The 17,600-nt window shown below is 30.9% G+C and carries 15 protein-coding genes; 14 read left to right on the top strand and 1 reads right to left on the bottom strand.

Annotated features, from left to right (window positions below):
- Positions 1 to 37: 37 nt before the first annotated feature.
- The 7 genes from guaA (at position 38) to proC (ending at position 8,742) form a co-directional block, all read left to right on the top strand.
- Positions 38 to 1,570 (top strand): glutamine-hydrolyzing GMP synthase, encoded by a 1,533-nt coding sequence (gene guaA / locus OLM55_RS12440; protein WP_264560632.1) that lies wholly within the window; start codon positions 38 to 40, stop codon positions 1,568 to 1,570.
- Between the two features lie 105 nt (positions 1,571 to 1,675).
- Positions 1,676 to 3,571, top strand: a complete 1,896-nt coding sequence (locus OLM55_RS12435; RefSeq protein WP_264559226.1) for an amino acid ABC transporter substrate-binding protein — start codon at positions 1,676 to 1,678, stop codon at positions 3,569 to 3,571.
- Positions 3,571 to 3,975 (top strand): OsmC family protein, encoded by a 405-nt coding sequence (locus OLM55_RS12430; protein ID WP_264559225.1) that lies wholly within the window; start codon positions 3,571 to 3,573, stop codon positions 3,973 to 3,975. The genes OLM55_RS12435 and OLM55_RS12430 overlap by 1 nt, the downstream gene beginning before the upstream one ends.
- Before the next feature lies 1 nt (position 3,976).
- Positions 3,977 to 4,207 carry a DUF3820 family protein gene (locus OLM55_RS12425; RefSeq protein WP_264559224.1) on the top strand — a complete coding sequence of 77 codons (231 nt, stop codon included), beginning with the start codon at positions 3,977 to 3,979 and terminating at the stop codon, positions 4,205 to 4,207.
- Between the two features lie 106 nt (positions 4,208 to 4,313).
- Positions 4,314 to 5,921 (top strand): CTP synthase, encoded by a 1,608-nt coding sequence (locus OLM55_RS12420; RefSeq protein ID WP_264559223.1) that lies wholly within the window; start codon positions 4,314 to 4,316, stop codon positions 5,919 to 5,921.
- 71 nt (positions 5,922 to 5,992) lie between these two features.
- Positions 5,993 to 7,891 carry a membrane protein insertase YidC gene (gene yidC, locus OLM55_RS12415; RefSeq protein ID WP_264559222.1) on the top strand — a complete coding sequence of 633 codons (1,899 nt, stop codon included), beginning with the start codon at positions 5,993 to 5,995 and terminating at the stop codon, positions 7,889 to 7,891.
- 50 nt (positions 7,892 to 7,941) lie between these two features.
- Positions 7,942 to 8,742: a pyrroline-5-carboxylate reductase gene (gene proC, locus OLM55_RS12410; protein WP_264559221.1), complete on the top strand. Its 801-nt coding sequence runs from the start codon at positions 7,942 to 7,944 to the stop codon at positions 8,740 to 8,742.
- A 54-nt stretch (positions 8,743 to 8,796) separates the two neighbouring features.
- Here the strand turns inward: proC and OLM55_RS12405 are convergent, their stop codons facing one another.
- Positions 8,797 to 9,750: a fasciclin domain-containing protein gene (locus tag OLM55_RS12405; protein ID WP_319800096.1), complete on the bottom strand. Its 954-nt coding sequence runs from the start codon at positions 9,748 to 9,750 to the stop codon at positions 8,797 to 8,799.
- Positions 9,751 to 9,960: 210 nt separating this feature from the next.
- On the opposite strand from OLM55_RS12405, the gene OLM55_RS12400 reads away from it, so the two are divergent.
- The 7 genes from OLM55_RS12400 to pafA all read left to right on the top strand — a co-directional run bounded on the left by OLM55_RS12400 (position 9,961) and on the right by pafA (position 17,571).
- The gene (locus tag OLM55_RS12400) at positions 9,961 to 10,671 is read left to right on the top strand and encodes a toxin-antitoxin system YwqK family antitoxin (RefSeq protein ID WP_264559219.1); all 711 of its coding nucleotides are present in this window, start codon (positions 9,961 to 9,963) and stop codon (positions 10,669 to 10,671) included.
- Between the two features lie 16 nt (positions 10,672 to 10,687).
- Positions 10,688 to 11,875 carry a tRNA 2-thiouridine(34) synthase MnmA gene (gene mnmA, locus OLM55_RS12395; RefSeq protein WP_264559218.1) on the top strand — a complete coding sequence of 396 codons (1,188 nt, stop codon included), beginning with the start codon at positions 10,688 to 10,690 and terminating at the stop codon, positions 11,873 to 11,875.
- Between the two features lie 9 nt (positions 11,876 to 11,884).
- Entirely contained in the window at positions 11,885 to 12,820 is a 936-nt protein-coding gene (locus tag OLM55_RS12390) for a calcium/sodium antiporter (protein ID WP_264559217.1), read from the top strand.
- A 48-nt stretch (positions 12,821 to 12,868) separates the two neighbouring features.
- Positions 12,869 to 14,485, top strand: a complete 1,617-nt coding sequence (locus OLM55_RS12385) for a S8 family serine peptidase (protein ID WP_264559216.1) — start codon at positions 12,869 to 12,871, stop codon at positions 14,483 to 14,485.
- A gap of 1 nt (position 14,486) precedes the next feature.
- Positions 14,487 to 15,431: an NAD(P)H-dependent flavin oxidoreductase gene (locus OLM55_RS12380; protein WP_264559215.1), complete on the top strand. Its 945-nt coding sequence runs from the start codon at positions 14,487 to 14,489 to the stop codon at positions 15,429 to 15,431.
- Positions 15,432 to 15,440: 9 nt separating this feature from the next.
- Entirely contained in the window at positions 15,441 to 15,890 is a 450-nt protein-coding gene (locus OLM55_RS12375; protein WP_264559214.1) for a hypothetical protein, read from the top strand.
- 70 nt (positions 15,891 to 15,960) lie between these two features.
- Positions 15,961 to 17,571, top strand: a complete 1,611-nt coding sequence (gene pafA / locus OLM55_RS12370; protein WP_264559213.1) for an alkaline phosphatase PafA — start codon at positions 15,961 to 15,963, stop codon at positions 17,569 to 17,571.
- The last annotated feature ends 29 nt before the right edge of the window (positions 17,572 to 17,600 follow it).

The raw sequence follows: 17,600 nt of genomic DNA, 5'->3' as shown, positions 1-17,600 counted from the left end.
CAACAACAACAACAACAACAACAACAACAACACAACTATAATGGATAACGTACTAATTTTAGATTTTGGTTCACAATACACACAATTAATTGCTCGTAGAGTAAGAGAATTGAATATTTTTTGCGAAATTTTCCCATTCGATAAAATCCCTGCAGATTTATCATCATATAAAGCAGTAATTTTAGGAGGAAGTCCTTGTTCCGTTCGTTCTGAAGAGGCTTTGCATCCAGATTTATCGCAAATTAGAGGAAAAAAACCTTTATTAGCAGTTTGTTATGGCGCACAATATTTAGCACATTTTTCTGGTGGTGAAGTTGCTGCTTCAAACACTAGAGAATACGGTAGAGCAAACCTTTCTTTTATCGATGATAATGAAGTGTTTTTAGAAGGAGTTGGTGCAAACAGTCAGGTTTGGATGTCGCATTCAGATTCTATTAAAAAATTACCAACTAATGGTGTTAGAATTGCAAGTACTAAGGATGTGGAAAATGCAGCTTATAAAATTGAAGGAGAACAAACTTATGCTATTCAATTTCACCCAGAAGTGTACCATTCTACAGATGGGAAACAAATGTTAGAAAATTTCTTGGTCAAAATTGCAGGTGTAGCTCAAACGTTTACACCTAATGCAGTTGTTGAAGAGATTGTAGCAGATATGAAATCTAAAATTGGTAACGATAAAGTGGTTTTAGGTTTGTCTGGCGGAGTAGATTCTACCGTAGCAGCTGTTTTATTAAACAAAGCTATTGGTGCTAATTTATATTGTATTTTCGTAAACAACGGTTTACTTCGTAAGAATGAATTCCAAAGTGTATTAGATCAATACAAAGGAATGGGATTGAATGTAAAGGGTGTTGATGCTTCTGAGAAGTTTTACGATGCATTGGCAGGTTTAGATGATCCAGAAGCAAAACGAAAAGCAATAGGGAATGCTTTTATTGAAGTTTTTGATAATGAAGCACATTTACTTACCGATGTAAAATTCTTAGCACAAGGAACTATTTATCCAGATGTTATCGAATCTGTTTCAGCGACTGGCGGTCCTTCTGCAACAATAAAATCACATCATAATGTGGGTGGTTTACCCGATTTTATGAAATTAAAAGTGGTAGAACCTTTGCGTATGTTGTTTAAAGATGAAGTGCGTAGAGTAGGAGCTTCTTTAGGAATTGATCCAGAATTATTAGGTCGTCATCCTTTTCCAGGACCAGGTTTAGCGATTCGTATTTTAGGTGACATTACAAAAGAAAAGGTGTCTATACTACAAGAAGTTGATGCCATTTTTATTAACGGATTAAAAGAACATGGATTATACGATTCAGTTTGGCAAGCAGGAGCAATATTATTGCCTGTAAATAGCGTTGGTGTAATGGGAGATGAGCGTACGTATGAAAAAGTAGTTGCTTTAAGAGCTGTTGAATCTACAGATGGTATGACGGCTGATTGGGTACATTTACCTTATGAGTTTTTACAGAAAGTTTCAAATAATATAATTAATAAAGTTAAAGGTGTAAATAGAGTAGTTTATGATATTAGTTCAAAACCACCTGCAACTATTGAATGGGAATAAAAAATAGGCTAATTATAAAATAAATTTCATTTTTTAACTTTTAAAGTTTAAATTGGTATTGATATTGTAGTTGACTTATCGAATAAATAAAATATACATCAGAATATGAAATTATTAAAAGTTGTTTTTTGTGTCTTTCTTTTTTCATCATGTGTGGCTCAAACAAGTCAAGATGGTGTGCAAAAGCATGTTGTTGCTAAAGGTGAAACAGTTTACCAAATTGCAAAACAATATCAAATTACACCTTTTGATATTTATAGGTTGAATCCAGATGCTAAAAATGGAATTCAGGAAAATACAACATTATTAATTCCTAGTAAAACTAACGAATCTCAAAATAATTCAGTTAGAACGGACTCTTCAAAAAGACATAAAGTTTTACCAAAAGAAACACTTTATAGCATTGCAAAAATGTATGAAGTGTCTGTTGCAGATTTAAAAGAATGGAATGAAGCAGAATTAAAAGAAGGTTTAAAAGTTGGTCAAGAAATTATAGTTTCTGTAAAATATGCTCCATCTAACTCTGGTTATGTTGAAGTTAAGGAAATCAAAACAACTTCAACTGTTTCTTCTCATGTGGTAAAAATGCAAGAGACTAAATTTGGAATTTCAAAAAAGTATAATATTTCTATTGAAGAATTAGAACGATTAAACCCTCAAATTGTTGAAGGTTTAGAAGTAGGCCAAATTTTAAAAATTAAAGAAGAAAATGTTAACGAAAATGTTGAGTTTAAACCTTTACCTACGACTGAGTTTTATGTTGTGCAACCTGAAGAAACTTTATACAGTCTTTCTAAAAAATTAAATATTTCTCAAGAAGAATTAATAAGGTTAAATCCTGAAATTAAATTATCTTTAAAAGAAGGAATGGTTTTAAAAGTTCCTGTGAAAAGTGTGATCAATAAACAAAAAGTTGACTTGTTTGCCACGGTAAAAAAAGATAGAAAAAGAAACTTAGTTTTATTGTTGCCTTTTAATGTTAATAAAATTGAATCCGACTCCTTAAAAACTAAAAAAGATTACTTAAAAGACAATAAGTTTTTAAACTTAACTCTAGATTTTTATTCTGGTGCTATGATGGCTATTGATTCTGCTAAAGTTTTAGGATTGCCAGTTCATATAAAAATATTAGACGTTGAAAGTTCAAGAAGTTCTTCAAACGTTGCACAATTAATTGCAAAAAATGATTTTTCAAAAGTAGATGCAGTAATTGGTCCATTTATGTATTCACATGTTGAAAATACGGCACAACTTTTATCTAAATATAAAACGCCAGTTATTTCTCCGCTTTCAAAAGAAATAGGCTTGCCTTTGGAAAATTTATACTATTCAATTCCTTCAAAGGAAAGCTTAATAGATAAAACTTTTGAATACTTTAACAATAAATCGGGTAATGTAGTAGCTGTTATAGGAGGTAAAAAGACATCAACAAAAGATTATCTTCTAAAAAAACACCCAAATGTTAAATATGCTGATTTTAATGAAAAAGGAATTTTAAATACAGAAAGTTTAAAATCTCAATTAGTTAAAGAACAAAAGAATTTTGTAATCTTAGAAACAGAAAGTAAAGAATTAACCTTATATGCCACTAAGGCTTTAATGAAATTTAAAGAAGAATTTGATGTTCAATTAGTGGTTTTAGAGCTATATGATACTTTGGATTTTGAAGGAATTCCAATGACAAACTTAACCGAACTAAATATGTTATTCCCCTCTTATAAAAAAGAAGTTGATACAGATGCGGGTAGAATATTTGAAAAAGAGTATAAAAAAATAAATAATGTAAATCCAAATGCATATGCAACTAAAGGATTTGACTTAACTTTTGATACAATTTTAAGAATTTGTCAAGAAGATGGATTTGTACCTTCTGCTAAGAATAATATTTCAGAACAAGTTGAAAATACATTTAATTACAATTTTAAAGAAGGTAAAAATGTAAATGAAGGAATTTATATTATGTACTATGATACTGATTATACAATTAAACAAGCACAATAATGACAACATCTAAAGTGACTTATTTAGGAAATTTACGCACATCATCAATACACTTACAATCAGGTTCTGAAATTATTTCAGATGCTCCAGTAGATAATAATGGAAAAGGAGAAGCTTTTTCTCCAACAGATACAGTTGCAAACGGTTTAGCTAGTTGTATGTTTACTATGATGGGGATTAAAGCTCGTGATATGGAAATTGATTTTTCAGGTTCAACTGCTGAAGTAACAAAAATTATGGCTACAGATCCAAGAAGGATTTCTGAAATTCATGTAACTTTCAATTTTAATGTTGAGGTTGATGATAAATCAAAAACTATTTTAGAGCGAATTGGAAACACTTGTCCTGTACATTATAGTTTACATCCAGATATTAAAAAAGTAATTGTTTATAATTGGAAATAAATTGAACTCTCAGCAAGAACAGCTCATAAAATTAGCACATACAAAAATGCCCTTCGGAAAATACGAAGGGTATTTTCTTATTGATCTACCTGAATATTACGTAGTGTGGTATGCAAATAAAGGTTTTCCAAAAGGACAATTAGGCGAACAATTGCAATTAATTTATGAGCTTAAACTAAATGGCTTAGAAGAATTAATTAGAAATGTCAAACGAAACTTCCCAAAAAAGTAATTTTTTAGAGCAATAATTGTCAATTATCAATTGTCAATTATCAATTTTAAATTGTACTTTTGCATCGTTTTTTACACAACTACAACAACACAATAACAACAACACAATGAGTCAAACTAAGTATATTTTTGTTACCGGTGGTGTGACCTCTTCTTTAGGAAAAGGAATCATTGCAGCATCGTTAGCTAAATTGTTACAAGCAAGAGGTTATAGGGCAACAATTCAAAAATTTGATCCTTATTTAAATGTAGATCCAGGAACATTAAATCCATATGAACATGGAGAATGTTATGTAACTGATGATGGTGCAGAAACAGATTTAGATTTAGGTCATTATGAGCGTTTTTTAAATGTACCAACTTCTCAAGCTAATAATGTAACAACTGGTAGAGTATATTTATCTGTTATTGAAAAAGAGCGTAGAGGTGAGTTTTTAGGGAAAACTGTTCAAGTCGTTCCTCATATTACAAATGAGATTAAAGAACGCATGCAATTGCTTGGTCAAAGCGGTGATTATGATATTGTAATTACTGAAATTGGTGGAACAGTTGGAGATATTGAATCGTTACCTTACATAGAATCTGTTCGTCAATTATTGTGGGAGCTTGGTGAAGAAAACGGAATTTGTATTCACTTAACGTTGATTCCATATTTAGCAGCAGCTGGAGAGTTAAAAACCAAACCAACGCAGCACTCTGTTAAAACATTGATGGAAAGCGGAATTAAAGCGGATATATTAGTTTGTAGAACAGAACATGAATTATCTGATGAATTACGTCAAAAATTAGCGTTGTTCTGTAATGTTAAAAGAGAAGCCGTTATACAATCTATCGATGCATCTACTATTTATGATGTACCAAATTTAATGTTGGAAGAAGGTTTAGATACAGTAACGCTTAAAAAATTAGGTTTACCTGAAAAGAATAGTCCAGATTTAAAAAACTGGAATGAATTTTTACAAAAACATAAAAACCCTAAGCACGAAGTTAATGTTGGTTTAGTAGGTAAATATGTAGAATTACAAGATTCATATAAATCTATTCTTGAAGCATTTATTCATGCTGGTGCAGCAAATGAGACAAAAGTGAATGTAATTTCTGTTCACTCTGAATTTTTAGATGCCAAAACGGCAGAAGAGCAGTTAAAAGGTTTAGATGGTATACTTGTTGCTCCTGGGTTTGGAGGTAGAGGTATTGAAGGAAAGATTGATACAGTACGTTATGCAAGAGAAAATAATATTCCTTTTTTAGGAATTTGTTTAGGAATGCAAATGGCGGTTATAGAATTTGCTAGAAATGTATTAGGTTACAAAGATGCAAATTCAACAGAAATGAATGAAGAAACGACTCATCCGGTTATTAATTTAATGGAAGAGCAAAAAAATATTGAAGATAAAGGTGGAACAATGCGTTTAGGTGCATGGAAATGTTCATTAGCTGACAATACTTTGGCACGTAAAATTTATGGAAAAGCTGAAATTATGGAGCGTCACCGTCATCGTTATGAATTTAACGGAAAGTATTTAAACGAAATAGAAAGTGCTGGTTTAAAAGCTTCAGGAATAAACCCAGATACGGGATTGGTTGAAGTGGTAGAATTACCAAATCACCCATTTTTTATCGGAGTTCAGTACCATCCAGAATATAAAAGTACAGTAGCAAATCCACATCCTTTATTTGTGAGTTTTGTTGCCGCAATGGTTAAGAATAAATAATTAAGTTATTGTTTTGGGATAGAGCTCTTGAAGCTTTAAACTTTAAACTTTCAACTTTAGACTAAATTTAAATGGAAGAAAAGAAATTAGATTTTAAATCAATTATCGGATTTGTATTAATCTCAGGAGTTTTAATGTGGATGATGTATTCAAATGCACCAACCAAAGAAGAACAAGAAGCTAAAGCAAAACAGGAACAAGTTGAAAAAGAAAAAGAAGAAGTTGCAACTAAAACAACAACAGTTGAACCTTCAACTACAGCGCCAGTTGTCGTAAATGATTCTATTCAACAAGCTCAATTAAAAGGTCAATTAGGTTCTTTTTCGTATTCAGCTGCGTTACCTTCTGCAAATGGTGGAGTTACTGAATTAAAAAGTGATTTATTAACTTTAAAAATCGCTAACAAAGGAGGATATATTGTAAATGCAACTGTAAACGGTTTTGATCAATTCGAAAAGGGTTCTAATAAAACAATTGATTTAATAAAAGAAAATAACTCTCATTTAAACCTTACTATTAATACTACAGATAATAGAACTTTAAATACTAAAGATTTATTTTTTGAACCAACTTTAACAAAAGAAGGAGAGAATCAGGTTTTAACTATGCGATTAAAAGCTAGTGAAACACAATTCTTAGAATATCGTTATGTATTAAAACCTAACGATTACATGATGGATTTTGCAATCCGTTCTCAAGGCTTAAATTCAGTTGTTAATGCTTCTAAACCAGCAGATTTAGAATGGCAATTAAAAACATACAGAAACGAAAAAAGTATTTCTTATGAAAATAGATATACTGAAATGGTTTTTGAATATGAAAACGGAAAAGATGATTATTTAAGTGCTGCAAAAGACGATGATGATATTGTTGAAGATGTTACTTATGTTGCTTTTAAACAACATTTATTTACTTCAATTTTATTGACGGATACACCATTTAAAACGGCAACTTTAAAATCTGAAAACTTAGTTCATGATGAAGAAATAGATACTCTATTTACTAAAAATTATGTAGCTAACTTTCCTTTAGAATTTAAAAATGGTGAGTTAAACTATAATATGAACATGTATTATGGTCCATCTAAATATGATATTTTAAATAGTTACGAAAGAAATTTAGATGAAATTATGCCTCTTGGTTGGGGAATTTTCGGATGGATTAATAGATATGTATTTATCCCTGCTTTTGGAGTAATAAGCGGATTTTTACCTTATGGATTAGCAATTGTTTTCTTTACTATTTTAGTTAGGTTAGTAATGTCTCCGGTTACATATAAATCATATGTTTCTCAGGCGAAAATGAAAGTTCTTCGTCCGGAAATTGCTGAGTTAAATGAAAAGTACAAAGATAATGCAATGAAAAAACAGCAAGAAACAATGAAGTTGTATTCTAAAGCAGGTGTAAATCCTATGGCAGGGTGTTTACCAGCTTTAATGCAAATGCCTGTTTTCTATGCGTTATTCCAATTTTTTCCTTCAATGTTCGATTTAAGACAACAAGGGTTCCTTTGGGCAGATGATTTATCTTCATTTGACGCAGTATATCAATTACCATTTACAATTCCATTTTATGGAGATCACGTAAGTTTATTTCCTATTTTAGCTTCTGTTGCAATCTTTTTCTATATGAAAATGACTACCGGAGATCAGCAAATGAGTGCGCCTACACAAGAAGGAATGCCAGATATGGGAAAAATCATGAAAGTGATGTTGTATATTTCACCAATCATGATGTTATTCTTCTTTAATAATTATGCTTCTGGTTTATCTTTATATTATTTTATCTCTAATTTAATTACTATAGGAATTATGCTAGTAATTAAAAATTATATTGTTAAAGAAGATAAAATACATGCTAAAATTCAAGAAAATAAAACTAAAGAAAAGAAAGAAAGTAAGTTTCAAAAGAAAATGCGCGAAATGATGGAACAAGCTGAAGCGCAAAAAGCAAAACAAAATAAGAAGTAATATTTCAAACCCTATCTGTTAAAGATGGGGTTTTGTTTTAATAAGTAGTCATGAGAGTATTAATTATAGGTTTTGGAAATATGGGACAAACATACGCGAGTAGCTTTACTAGCTCTGGTTTTGTTAGTTCAATAGATATTCTGGTTTTAAGCCGAAGCGAAGTCGAAAAAAAGAAGCGTTTTTCAATTGATAAAACAAATTTCTATACTTTACCATCTAAGCCCATTTTTGATGTTGATATTATTATTCTGGCGGTGAAACCTCAAGATTTTTCAGATTTAGCAAATACAATTAATCCATTTGTATCAAAAGAACATATTGTTTTATCAGTTATGGCAGGTATTTCAATGCAATCGATCCAAGATAAATTAGGTGTAAATAAAGTGGTACGTTCAATGCCAAATATTCCAACTCAAATTGGACAAGGAATGACAGTTTTTTGTGCATCTACTGATATTGATAGAAAGGATTTGTTTATTGTTCAAAATCTTATCAATACAACAGGGAAATCTATTTATGTGGATAAAGAAGAAATGATAAACGCAGCAACTGCTGTTTCAGGAAGCGGACCTGCGTATGTTTATTATTTCATGAATGCAATGGTACAATCAGCTATAGAATTAGGTTTTTCCCCTTCTGAGGCTGAGTTTTTAGTTGGTCAAACTTTTACCGGAGCAGTTCAATTGCAAAATAGAAGTAAGGAATCTCATCAGCAATGGATTGATAAAGTTTCATCAAGAGGAGGAACAACAGAAGCTGCTATTAAAGTTTTTAACGAATTCAATATTGCTAATAGTATTGAAATAGGAATTAATGCTGCAAACAAAAGAGCTATTGATTTAGGGAAATAAAAAAGAAGGTTCCAATTAAGGAACCTTCTTTTTTCATAGCTTTTTTTTAATTTATTATAATGTTGGTAACAAAACGTTATCCGTTACATGAATTACTCCATTTGCTGCTTGTATATCTACTGCAACAATATTTGTATCTCTTCCAGCTTCATCTGTTATTACTGTTCCAGCAATTGTAAATGTTCCAGTTTCAAATGTAGTAATTGGTGTTGTTGGAATACCTGATGATAATACATTAGCTCCAGCTACAACATGATAAGTTAGTACAGATGTAACTTGTGCTGATGTTAAGCTTGCTAATGTTCCTGGGTTTTGTGACTCAAAAGTTGTAAAAGCAGTATTAGAAGGAGCAAAAACTGTAAAAGGTGAACTTGATGTTCCATCTAATGTAGGTACTAAACCTTGTCCGTCTAATAAACCTACTAATGTTGTGAAGTTTGGATTTGCAGCTGCATGAGTAACTACAGTTGGTAATCCAATGACAGCATCAACTACATGTATTACACCATTTGATGCAGAAATGTCTGCAGCTGTAACACTTGAAACTCCATTTAAGCGAACTGAAATACCATTAACGGTTACGCCAGAATTTAAATTTACGTACATACTTAAAGTATTTGTAGTAGAAGCGCTCCCTTTTCCTAAAGTTTTTACATAACCTGTAGATAAATCTGTAGAATAATTAACACTTCCAATTACATGGTTTAATAGTATCTCTCTTAACACAGCTGTGGGAACTGCATCAAGGTTAGCAAAACCATTATCAGTTAAAAAAGTTGAAAAAGCATCATTTGTTGGTGCAAAAACAGTATATGTACCATCTTGGCTCAATGTTTGTACTAAATCAGCTTTGTCTAATGCAGCTACTAAAGAAGTAAACTCAGGATTACTTGATGCAATGGCCGCAATACTATTGTCTTGTGGTGTTGTGTCATCATCATTGTCTGAGCATGAAAACATCATCACACTTGTAGTGATGATTAAAGTTAATTTGATTAATTTTGTCATGTTTTTCATAGGTGTGTGTTTTTTGTTTAAGAATATTTTAATTTTGTTAAACAAATATAAGCGCATTTTGTTTAACTATTTTTAAAAATAGTTAAACTTTAACCTTTTTTATATCTTGTTTAATAAATAAATAAAAAAATGTATATTTTAACTATAAATAATAAACGAATGTTAAATAAGTATTTCTTTTCTCTGATATTCCTTTTTAACTTGAGTATCTTTTTCGCTCAAGAAAAAATAAATCAATTTGATTCTAACGGAAAACGAGACGGACTTTGGAAAGGTACTTACGAAGAATCTAAGCGACCTAGATATCAAGGGGTTTTTAAAAATGGGAAAGAGGTTGGAATTTTCAAATATTTTGATGACACAAAAGCAGGAACAATGATTGCAATTAGAGATTTCTCTAAAGGAGACGGTAGTTGTTATACTATTTTTTATGATCAAAAAAATAACATTGTTAGTGAAGGAACTTTGGTAAACAAAATGCCTGAAAAACTTTGGAAGTATTATCATTTTGAAAGTACCGAAATTATGTCTTTGGAGAATTATAAAAATGGTAAACTCGATGGAGTAAAAAAAGTATTTTATAAGAATAATGTTCTGGCAGAGCAATCAAATTATAAGGCAGGAGTATTAGATGGTGAATACATAAAAAATGCTGAAAATGGAAAGTTGATTGAAAAATCAAGTTATAAAGATGGAGATTTACATGGAAATGCCCTTTTTTATGATGGAGAAGGAAACTTAATCTTAAAAGGTCAATATAAAAAAGGAATAAGAACAGGTATTTGGGAAACATATGAAAATGGAAAAGTAGTTGCTACTGAAAATGCTTCAAAACCAAATAGTAAAACCTTTAAGTATATTAAAAACGAGAAAGGACAAATGGTTCCTTCGGAAATGAAGAAAAAAAATTAAAGCATACAAGAAAAAAATGAAAAGAGTAGTAGTAGGACTTTCTGGAGGAGTAGATTCTAGCGTTGCAGCGTATTTATTACAAGAGCAAGGTTATGAAGTGATAGGCCTTTTTATGAAAAATTGGCACGATGATTCTGTTACAATTTCAAATGAATGTCCGTGGTTAGAAGATAGTAATGATGCTTTATTAGTCGCTGAAAAATTAGGAATTCCTTTTCAAACAGTTGATTTGTCAGAACAATATCAAGAAAAAATTGTCGACTATATGTTCAAAGAATATGAACAAGGTAGAACGCCAAACCCAGATGTTTTATGTAATAGAGAAATTAAGTTTGATGTTTTTATGAAAATTGCAGAATCACTTGGTGCTGATTATGTTGCAACAGGTCATTATTGCCGAAAAGGAACAACTTTAAATGAAGGAAGTGAAACTTTTCAGTTGCTTGCAGGTAAAGATGGAAATAAAGATCAATCGTATTTTCTTTGCCAATTATCACAACAACAACTATCGAAAGCATTATTTCCAATTGGCGAATTAACAAAGCCAGAAGTTAGAGAAATAGCAACAAAACTAGATTTAATAACTGCTGAAAAGAAAGATTCACAAGGACTTTGCTTTATTGGAAAAGTGCGTTTACCTGAATTTTTACAACAAAAATTACAACCTAAAGAAGGGGTCATAATTGATATTCCGGCGGAAGCTCCCGTTTATTTTGAAGAAAAACCTATTTTCAATTCTTTAGAAGAAGAGCTTCAATTTGAAGCAAAAAAAATAGACTATTTACAAGTATCGGGAAAAGTAATGGCAAAACATCAAGGGGCTCATTATTTTACAAAAGGGCAACGTAAAGGATTAAATGTTGGTGGAACAAAAGAAGGTCTTTATGTAATTGAAACCGATGTTGATAAGAATATTATTTATACGGGTCAAGGCCCAAAACATCCGGGTTTATTTAAAAATACACTTTTTATAAAAAATGAAGAAGTTCATTGGATTCGAGAAGATTTATCATTAAAAAATGGAGAATCTAGAGAAGTTATGGCGCGTATTCGTTATAGACAACCTTTACAAAAAGCAACTTTATACCAATTTGAAAACGGAATGTATGTACGTTTTATTGAACCACAATCTGCCATAACTGAAGGTCAATTTGTTGCATGGCAAGAAGGTGAAGAAGTTTTGGGAAGTGGTGTAATATCTTAAAAATAATTTATGAATTTTCTTTTTATCGTTCTAGGTTTATTGCTGTTAATTCTTGGTGGTAACTGGTTGCTAAAAGCAGCAGTTGGACTTTCATTGCGATTAAAAATTTCTAAAATTATTGTAGGACTTACCGTTGTTTCTTTTGCAACATCTGCTCCTGAAATGATTGTGAGTATACAAGCTGCACTTTCTGGTTTCCCTGACATTGCCATTGGTAACGTAGTAGGTTCTAATATTGGTAATATAGGATTAGTTTTAGGAACAATTTTGCTTATTAATGCAGTTCAAGTAGACAATAGTTTTTACGCTACCGATTGGCCTGTTAAAATGTTTGCTTCCACTTTATTGTTTGTTTTCTTAGTTCTTGATGGGGTTTTAAGTAGGGTAGAAGGTATTATTTTTATTGTAGTATTGGTCTCTTTTTTAATATTTTTAATAAGAAAAAATAAAACTACTCAAATTAATATTGAAGAAAATAAAGAAGAATTAATGTCAATAATAAAAATTGGTTTCTTTTTAACTTTAGGAGGTTTTGCTTTATGGGCAGGTTCAGAATTATTGGTGAAAGGAGCAGTAAATTTGGCTGAAAGTTTAAGTGTTAGTAAAAGAATAATTGCCATCACAGTAGTTTCAATTGGAACAAGCGTACCAGAATTAGCCTCTTCAATTATTGCAAGTATTAAAAAAGAAAATGAAATTTCAGTTGGTAACATTATTGGGTCAAATATTTTTAATATTTTGAGTGTTTTAGGAGTTACTGCAATCATAAAACCTATCGAACATGTAGATGTTCAAATTATCCAACAAGATATTTATTGGATGTTAGGTTTTTCTTTTTTTCTTTTACCAATGGTACTTTTGCCAAAAAGAGGAAATTTAAGTTTTAAAGAAGGAATTTTACTTCTAGTTTCTTATAGTATATTCCTGTATTTCACAATTATGTAATAAATAGTTTTTTAAATTTCATATATTTGGGTTACCAATATCTAAAAAATGAAAATAAAACTACTTGTATTTTTTTTACTTACCACAATAACAATTTCTGCGCAAATTGAAGATGCTTGGGTTTATTTTAATGATAAACCAAGTTCAGCTTATTATTTGTCTAATCCTTTAGAAATGCTTTCACAAAGAGCTTTGGATAGAAGAACAACTCAAGGAATTGCATTAGATGTAATTGATGTTCCTGTTGAACAAACTTTTATTGATCAAATAACTGCCGCTACTGGAATTACCGTTATGGCAAAATCAAAATGGTTAAATGCTTTGCATATAAGAGGAACTCAAGTTAATATTCAAGCATTAACCTCTTTAGGTTTTGTAGATTATATTGATTTTGCAGATCATTCATTAAACCCTGGAGGAAAACTTTCAAGTACAAATAAAATTTCAAACGTTAATAAGCAACTAGAATTAGCGACAACATTTAATTACGGAAATTCAGCAAATCAAATTCAAATGTTAAACGGACATTTGTTGCATCAATCAAATTATACAGGTCAAGGTAAAATTGTAGCTATTTTAGATGCTGGTTTTCCAGGTGTTAATACGGCTTCCTCTTTTCAAAGATTAAGAGATAATAATTTAATTTTAGGAGGTTATAATTTCCCAGATAGAAATACTAATATTTATTCTCGAAATTCGCACGGAACAAATGTGCTTTCCACTATTGGCGGTTATGTAGATGGTCAATTGGTTGGAACAGCACCTGATTCAGAATTTTATTTATTTATTACTGAAGATGTTAATTCAGAAAATCCTGTTGAAGAATCATATTGGGTTGAAGCTGCTGAAATGGCTGATAGTTTAGGCGTAGATGTTATTAACTCATCTTTAGGGTATTCATCTTATGATAATTCTAATTACAGTTACGATTATTCTCAAAGAACTGGTTTAGTTGGTTTTGCATCGCGTGGTGCAGATGTTGCCTATACAAGAGGAATGATTTGTGTAATAAGTGCGGGTAATGATGGAAGTGGTTCTGAACCTCATATTTCTATTCCTGCAGATGCTATTAACGTTTTAACAATTGGAGCTGTTACAAATACCGAAGCTTATGCAAGTTTTAGTTCAATTGGACCTTCCTTTGACGGAAGAATTAAACCCGATGTTTGTGCTAAAGGTCAAAGTGCAACAGTAAGTAATACCGTGGGAACTGTAACTACATCTAACGGAACTTCTTTTTCAAGCCCTATTATGGCAGGAATGGTAGCTACGTTTTGGTCGGCTGTACCTAATATGACCAATGCACAAGTAATGGATTTCATTAAACAATCTGCAGATCAATATAATACTCCAGACCAATTTAAAGGTTACGGAGTTCCAGATTTTCAATTGGCATTAAACAATGCACTTTCTGCTCAAAGTTTTCAGTCAAACGGACTTTTGGTTTACCCAAATCCGTCAAATGAATTCTTGTTTTTGAAATCTACAAACAATACTTTAAACGGAACATTCGTTTTGTATAACAATTTAGGTCAACGCGTTTTTCAAACTGAAATTAACCAAAATGATCAAAAAATAATAGTTTCAAGTCTTACTTCAGGAGTTTATTTGTATGAATTTATTTCTAATAATAGTATCTTGCGAGGGAAATTAATGAAGCAATAAAATGAATTCAATTACTCAATTATTTAATATAAAATATCCAATTGTTCAAGGTGGAATGATTTGGAATTCAGGATATAAATTAGCAAGTGCAGTTAGTAATGCTGGCGGACTTGGCTTAATTGGTGCTGGTTCCATGTATCCAGAAGTACTTAGAGAACACATTCAAAAATGTAAAAAAGCTACTGATAAACCCTTTGGGGTTAATGTTCCAATGTTATATCCTAACATTGAAGAAATTATGCAAATTTTGGTAGAAGAAGGTGTGAAGATTGTTTTTACTTCTGCAGGAAACCCAAAAACATGGACACCTTTCTTAAAAGAAAAAGGAATTACTGTTGTTCATGTGGTAAGTAGTACAAAATTTGCTTTAAAAGCACAAGATGCTGGAGTTGACGCAATTGTTGCCGAAGGTTTTGAAGCTGGTGGTCATAACGGTAGAGATGAAACTACAACACTAACTTTAATTCCTATGGTTAGAGAAGAAATAACAATTCCTTTAATTGCTGCTGGTGGTATTGCAACAGGAAGAGGTATGTTAGCCGCAATGACATTAGGAGCAGACGGTGTTCAAATGGGAAGTCGTTTTGCTGCTTCAACCGAATCTAGCGCTCATGATAATTTCAAGAAAACAATAGTTGAAGTAAATGAAGGTGATACAATGCTTACTTTGAAAGAGTTAGCGCCTGTTCGTTTAATTAAAAATAAATTCTTTAACGAAGTTCAAGAGTTATATGCAAAATGCCCATCACCTGATGATTTAAAAGAATTATTAGGAAAAAGAAGAGCAAAGCGTGGAATGTTTGAAGGAGATTTAGAAGATGGTGAATTAGAAATTGGTCAAATTGCAGGATTAATTCATGATATTTTACCGGTGGAAATAATTGTGAATAACGTTATTACCGAATTTAATCAAGCTAAAGCAGAAATGACTAAATTTGAATTTTAAAATAAGAAGATGAAAAGTATTAAATATTTGTTTTTAGTTTTGTTTTTATCATTGAGTGTTGCTCAAGCACAACAATATCGATTTAAAACGACTGGTTTTATGGTTTCCGAAAAAACAAAATTTGGAGAATGGAGCGTTTGGTCAAAATTCCAAAAATCAGAAATGGTTGTTGTTTTAGATGCTGATAAAGATAGAATTGTTGTGTATTCTGAAGTACTTCAGCTATTCAATATCATAAAATATTACGATCAGAAAGAAACTAAAGGAGGAAATGTGGTTTCGTTTTTGTGTATTGATAATTCAGGAATAGAATGTGATGTGTCTATTTTCACTAGAAAAGATAAAAATAATTTAAAGCAATTATACGTTTATTATGATGATAGAGTAGTTGTTTATAATATGAATTTAATGAGTGACAAACCAAAGGATAGTAAAAAGAAAAAGAAAGGAGCTAAATAGCTCTTTTTTTATTTCTAATAAGTACTTGTTTTAAGTCTAAAGTGATAATTTTGTATTTTAAATTGAAGAAATGAAAAAGTTAGTTGTATTCTTTTTGTTAGCAGGAATTTTAAACGGTTTTGCCCAACAAAAACCAAAGTTAGTTATTGGTATTGTGGTCGATCAAATGAAAACAGAATATTTATATCGTTTTTATGATGATTTCTCAGAAAATGGTTTCAAAAGATTAATGACAAACGGTTATACTTTTCAAAATACTCACTATAACTACATGCCTACTTATACAGGTCCAGGGCATGCATCAATTTACACAGGAACAACTCCTTCAGTTCATGGAATTGTAGGTAACGAATGGTTTAATAGAAGTTCACAAACTGAAATGTATTGTACAGATGATGCAAATGTTGTTACAATTGGTGACGGTACTGAAAGTGAAGGTAAAATGTCGCCTAAAAACTTACAAAGCACAACTATTACCGATGAATTGAAATTGGCGACCAACTTTAAAAGTAAAGTTATAGGAATTAGTTTAAAAGACAGAGGTGCAATTTTACCAGCAGGTCATTTTGCAGATTGGGCTTTTTGGTATTCTAAAACAGGTGCGTTTATTTCGAGTACTTATTATGGACAAGAATTACCAACTTGGGTTACCACTTTCAATAACGAAAAAAATTATTTAGCTTATTTAGAAAAAGATTGGACTTTATTGAAAGATAAAAGCATTTATAATGAAAGTTTAAATGATAATAATCCTTATGAAGGAAAACTGTATCAAAAAACACCTTTTTTTCCATATAGTTTGAAAGGTATGTACGAGAGTAATGATGCAGGAGTATTAAGAGCAACCCCTTTTGGAAACAATTTAATAGTTGATTTTGCTAAAAAAGCAATCGAAAAAGAAGGTTTAGGAAAAGATAATACCACCGATTTTTTAACCATGAGCTTTTCTTCAACTGATTATATTGGTCATATTCTTGGGCCAAGATCAATTGAATTGCAAGATACTTATTTGCGTTTAGACGAATCTATAGCTGATTTTTTAAATTATTTAGACAAAACAGTTGGGAAAGATAATTACTTGTTATTCTTAACGGCAGATCATGCAGGTGCTGAAAATGTAACGTATTTAAAAGATAATAAATATGATGTTACGAATATAAATACTTATTCATTCAGAAAAGAGTTAAGCGATTTTTCAGTAAAGACTTTTGGTGTTGATGTAGTGAAGAACTATTCCAATTTTAATTTGTTTTTTGATAGAGATTCTATGGCTAAGAAGAGTTTGAAATTAGAAACGATTAAGGAAACTTTCAAAACATTTTTATATACTCAAAAATTCATAAAACGTGTTTATACTGAAGAAGAGGTATTGGCTTCATCTGGAGCTGATTTCTATTTGAATTTCATTGCGAAAGGATATGACCCAGTTCAAAACGGAGATATAGTTATTTTAGAAAAACCGGGTTATATTGAATATTCAGCAACAGGAACTTCTCACGGAACACCTTATACTTATGATACTCATGTGCCGCTAATTTTTTACGGTAACGGAATTAAAAAAGGGGAGTCTTATGATAAAAAAGACATTACACAAATTGCTCCAACTTTATCTCAGCTTTTAAAAATTACATATCCAAACGGAACGGAAGCAATATTACTTGAAGAGATTTTGAAAAAATAAATAAAAAAGCCCTTAAAATAATTTTTAAG

This window comes from Flavobacterium sp. N2270 (assembly GCF_025947225.1).
Classification (GTDB): domain Bacteria; phylum Bacteroidota; class Bacteroidia; order Flavobacteriales; family Flavobacteriaceae; genus Flavobacterium.
Note: the sequence above shows the minus strand (reverse complement) of the source record. Positions and strands in the feature narration are given on the sequence as shown.

Excerpts from the sequence above, each read along its gene's own strand:
- OLM55_RS12385 (WP_264559216.1), top strand. The coding sequence starts at position 12,869 with ATGAAAATAAAACTACTTGTATTTTTTTTACTTACCACAATAACAATT.
- yidC (WP_264559222.1), top strand. The coding sequence starts at position 5,993 with ATGGAAGAAAAGAAATTAGATTTTAAATCAATTATCGGATTTGTATTA.
- proC (WP_264559221.1), top strand. The coding sequence starts at position 7,942 with ATGAGAGTATTAATTATAGGTTTTGGAAATATGGGACAAACATACGCG.
- OLM55_RS12375 (WP_264559214.1), top strand. The coding sequence starts at position 15,441 with ATGAAAAGTATTAAATATTTGTTTTTAGTTTTGTTTTTATCATTGAGT.
- mnmA (WP_264559218.1), top strand. The coding sequence starts at position 10,688 with ATGAAAAGAGTAGTAGTAGGACTTTCTGGAGGAGTAGATTCTAGCGTT.
- OLM55_RS12405 (WP_319800096.1), bottom strand. The coding sequence starts at position 9,750 with ATGACAAAATTAATCAAATTAACTTTAATCATCACTACAAGTGTGATG.
- pafA (WP_264559213.1), top strand. The coding sequence starts at position 15,961 with ATGAAAAAGTTAGTTGTATTCTTTTTGTTAGCAGGAATTTTAAACGGT.
- OLM55_RS12390 (WP_264559217.1), top strand. The coding sequence starts at position 11,885 with ATGAATTTTCTTTTTATCGTTCTAGGTTTATTGCTGTTAATTCTTGGT.
- OLM55_RS12420 (WP_264559223.1), top strand. The coding sequence starts at position 4,314 with ATGAGTCAAACTAAGTATATTTTTGTTACCGGTGGTGTGACCTCTTCT.
- OLM55_RS12380 (WP_264559215.1), top strand. The coding sequence starts at position 14,487 with ATGAATTCAATTACTCAATTATTTAATATAAAATATCCAATTGTTCAA.
- OLM55_RS12430 (WP_264559225.1), top strand. The coding sequence starts at position 3,571 with ATGACAACATCTAAAGTGACTTATTTAGGAAATTTACGCACATCATCA.
- OLM55_RS12435 (WP_264559226.1), top strand. The coding sequence starts at position 1,676 with ATGAAATTATTAAAAGTTGTTTTTTGTGTCTTTCTTTTTTCATCATGT.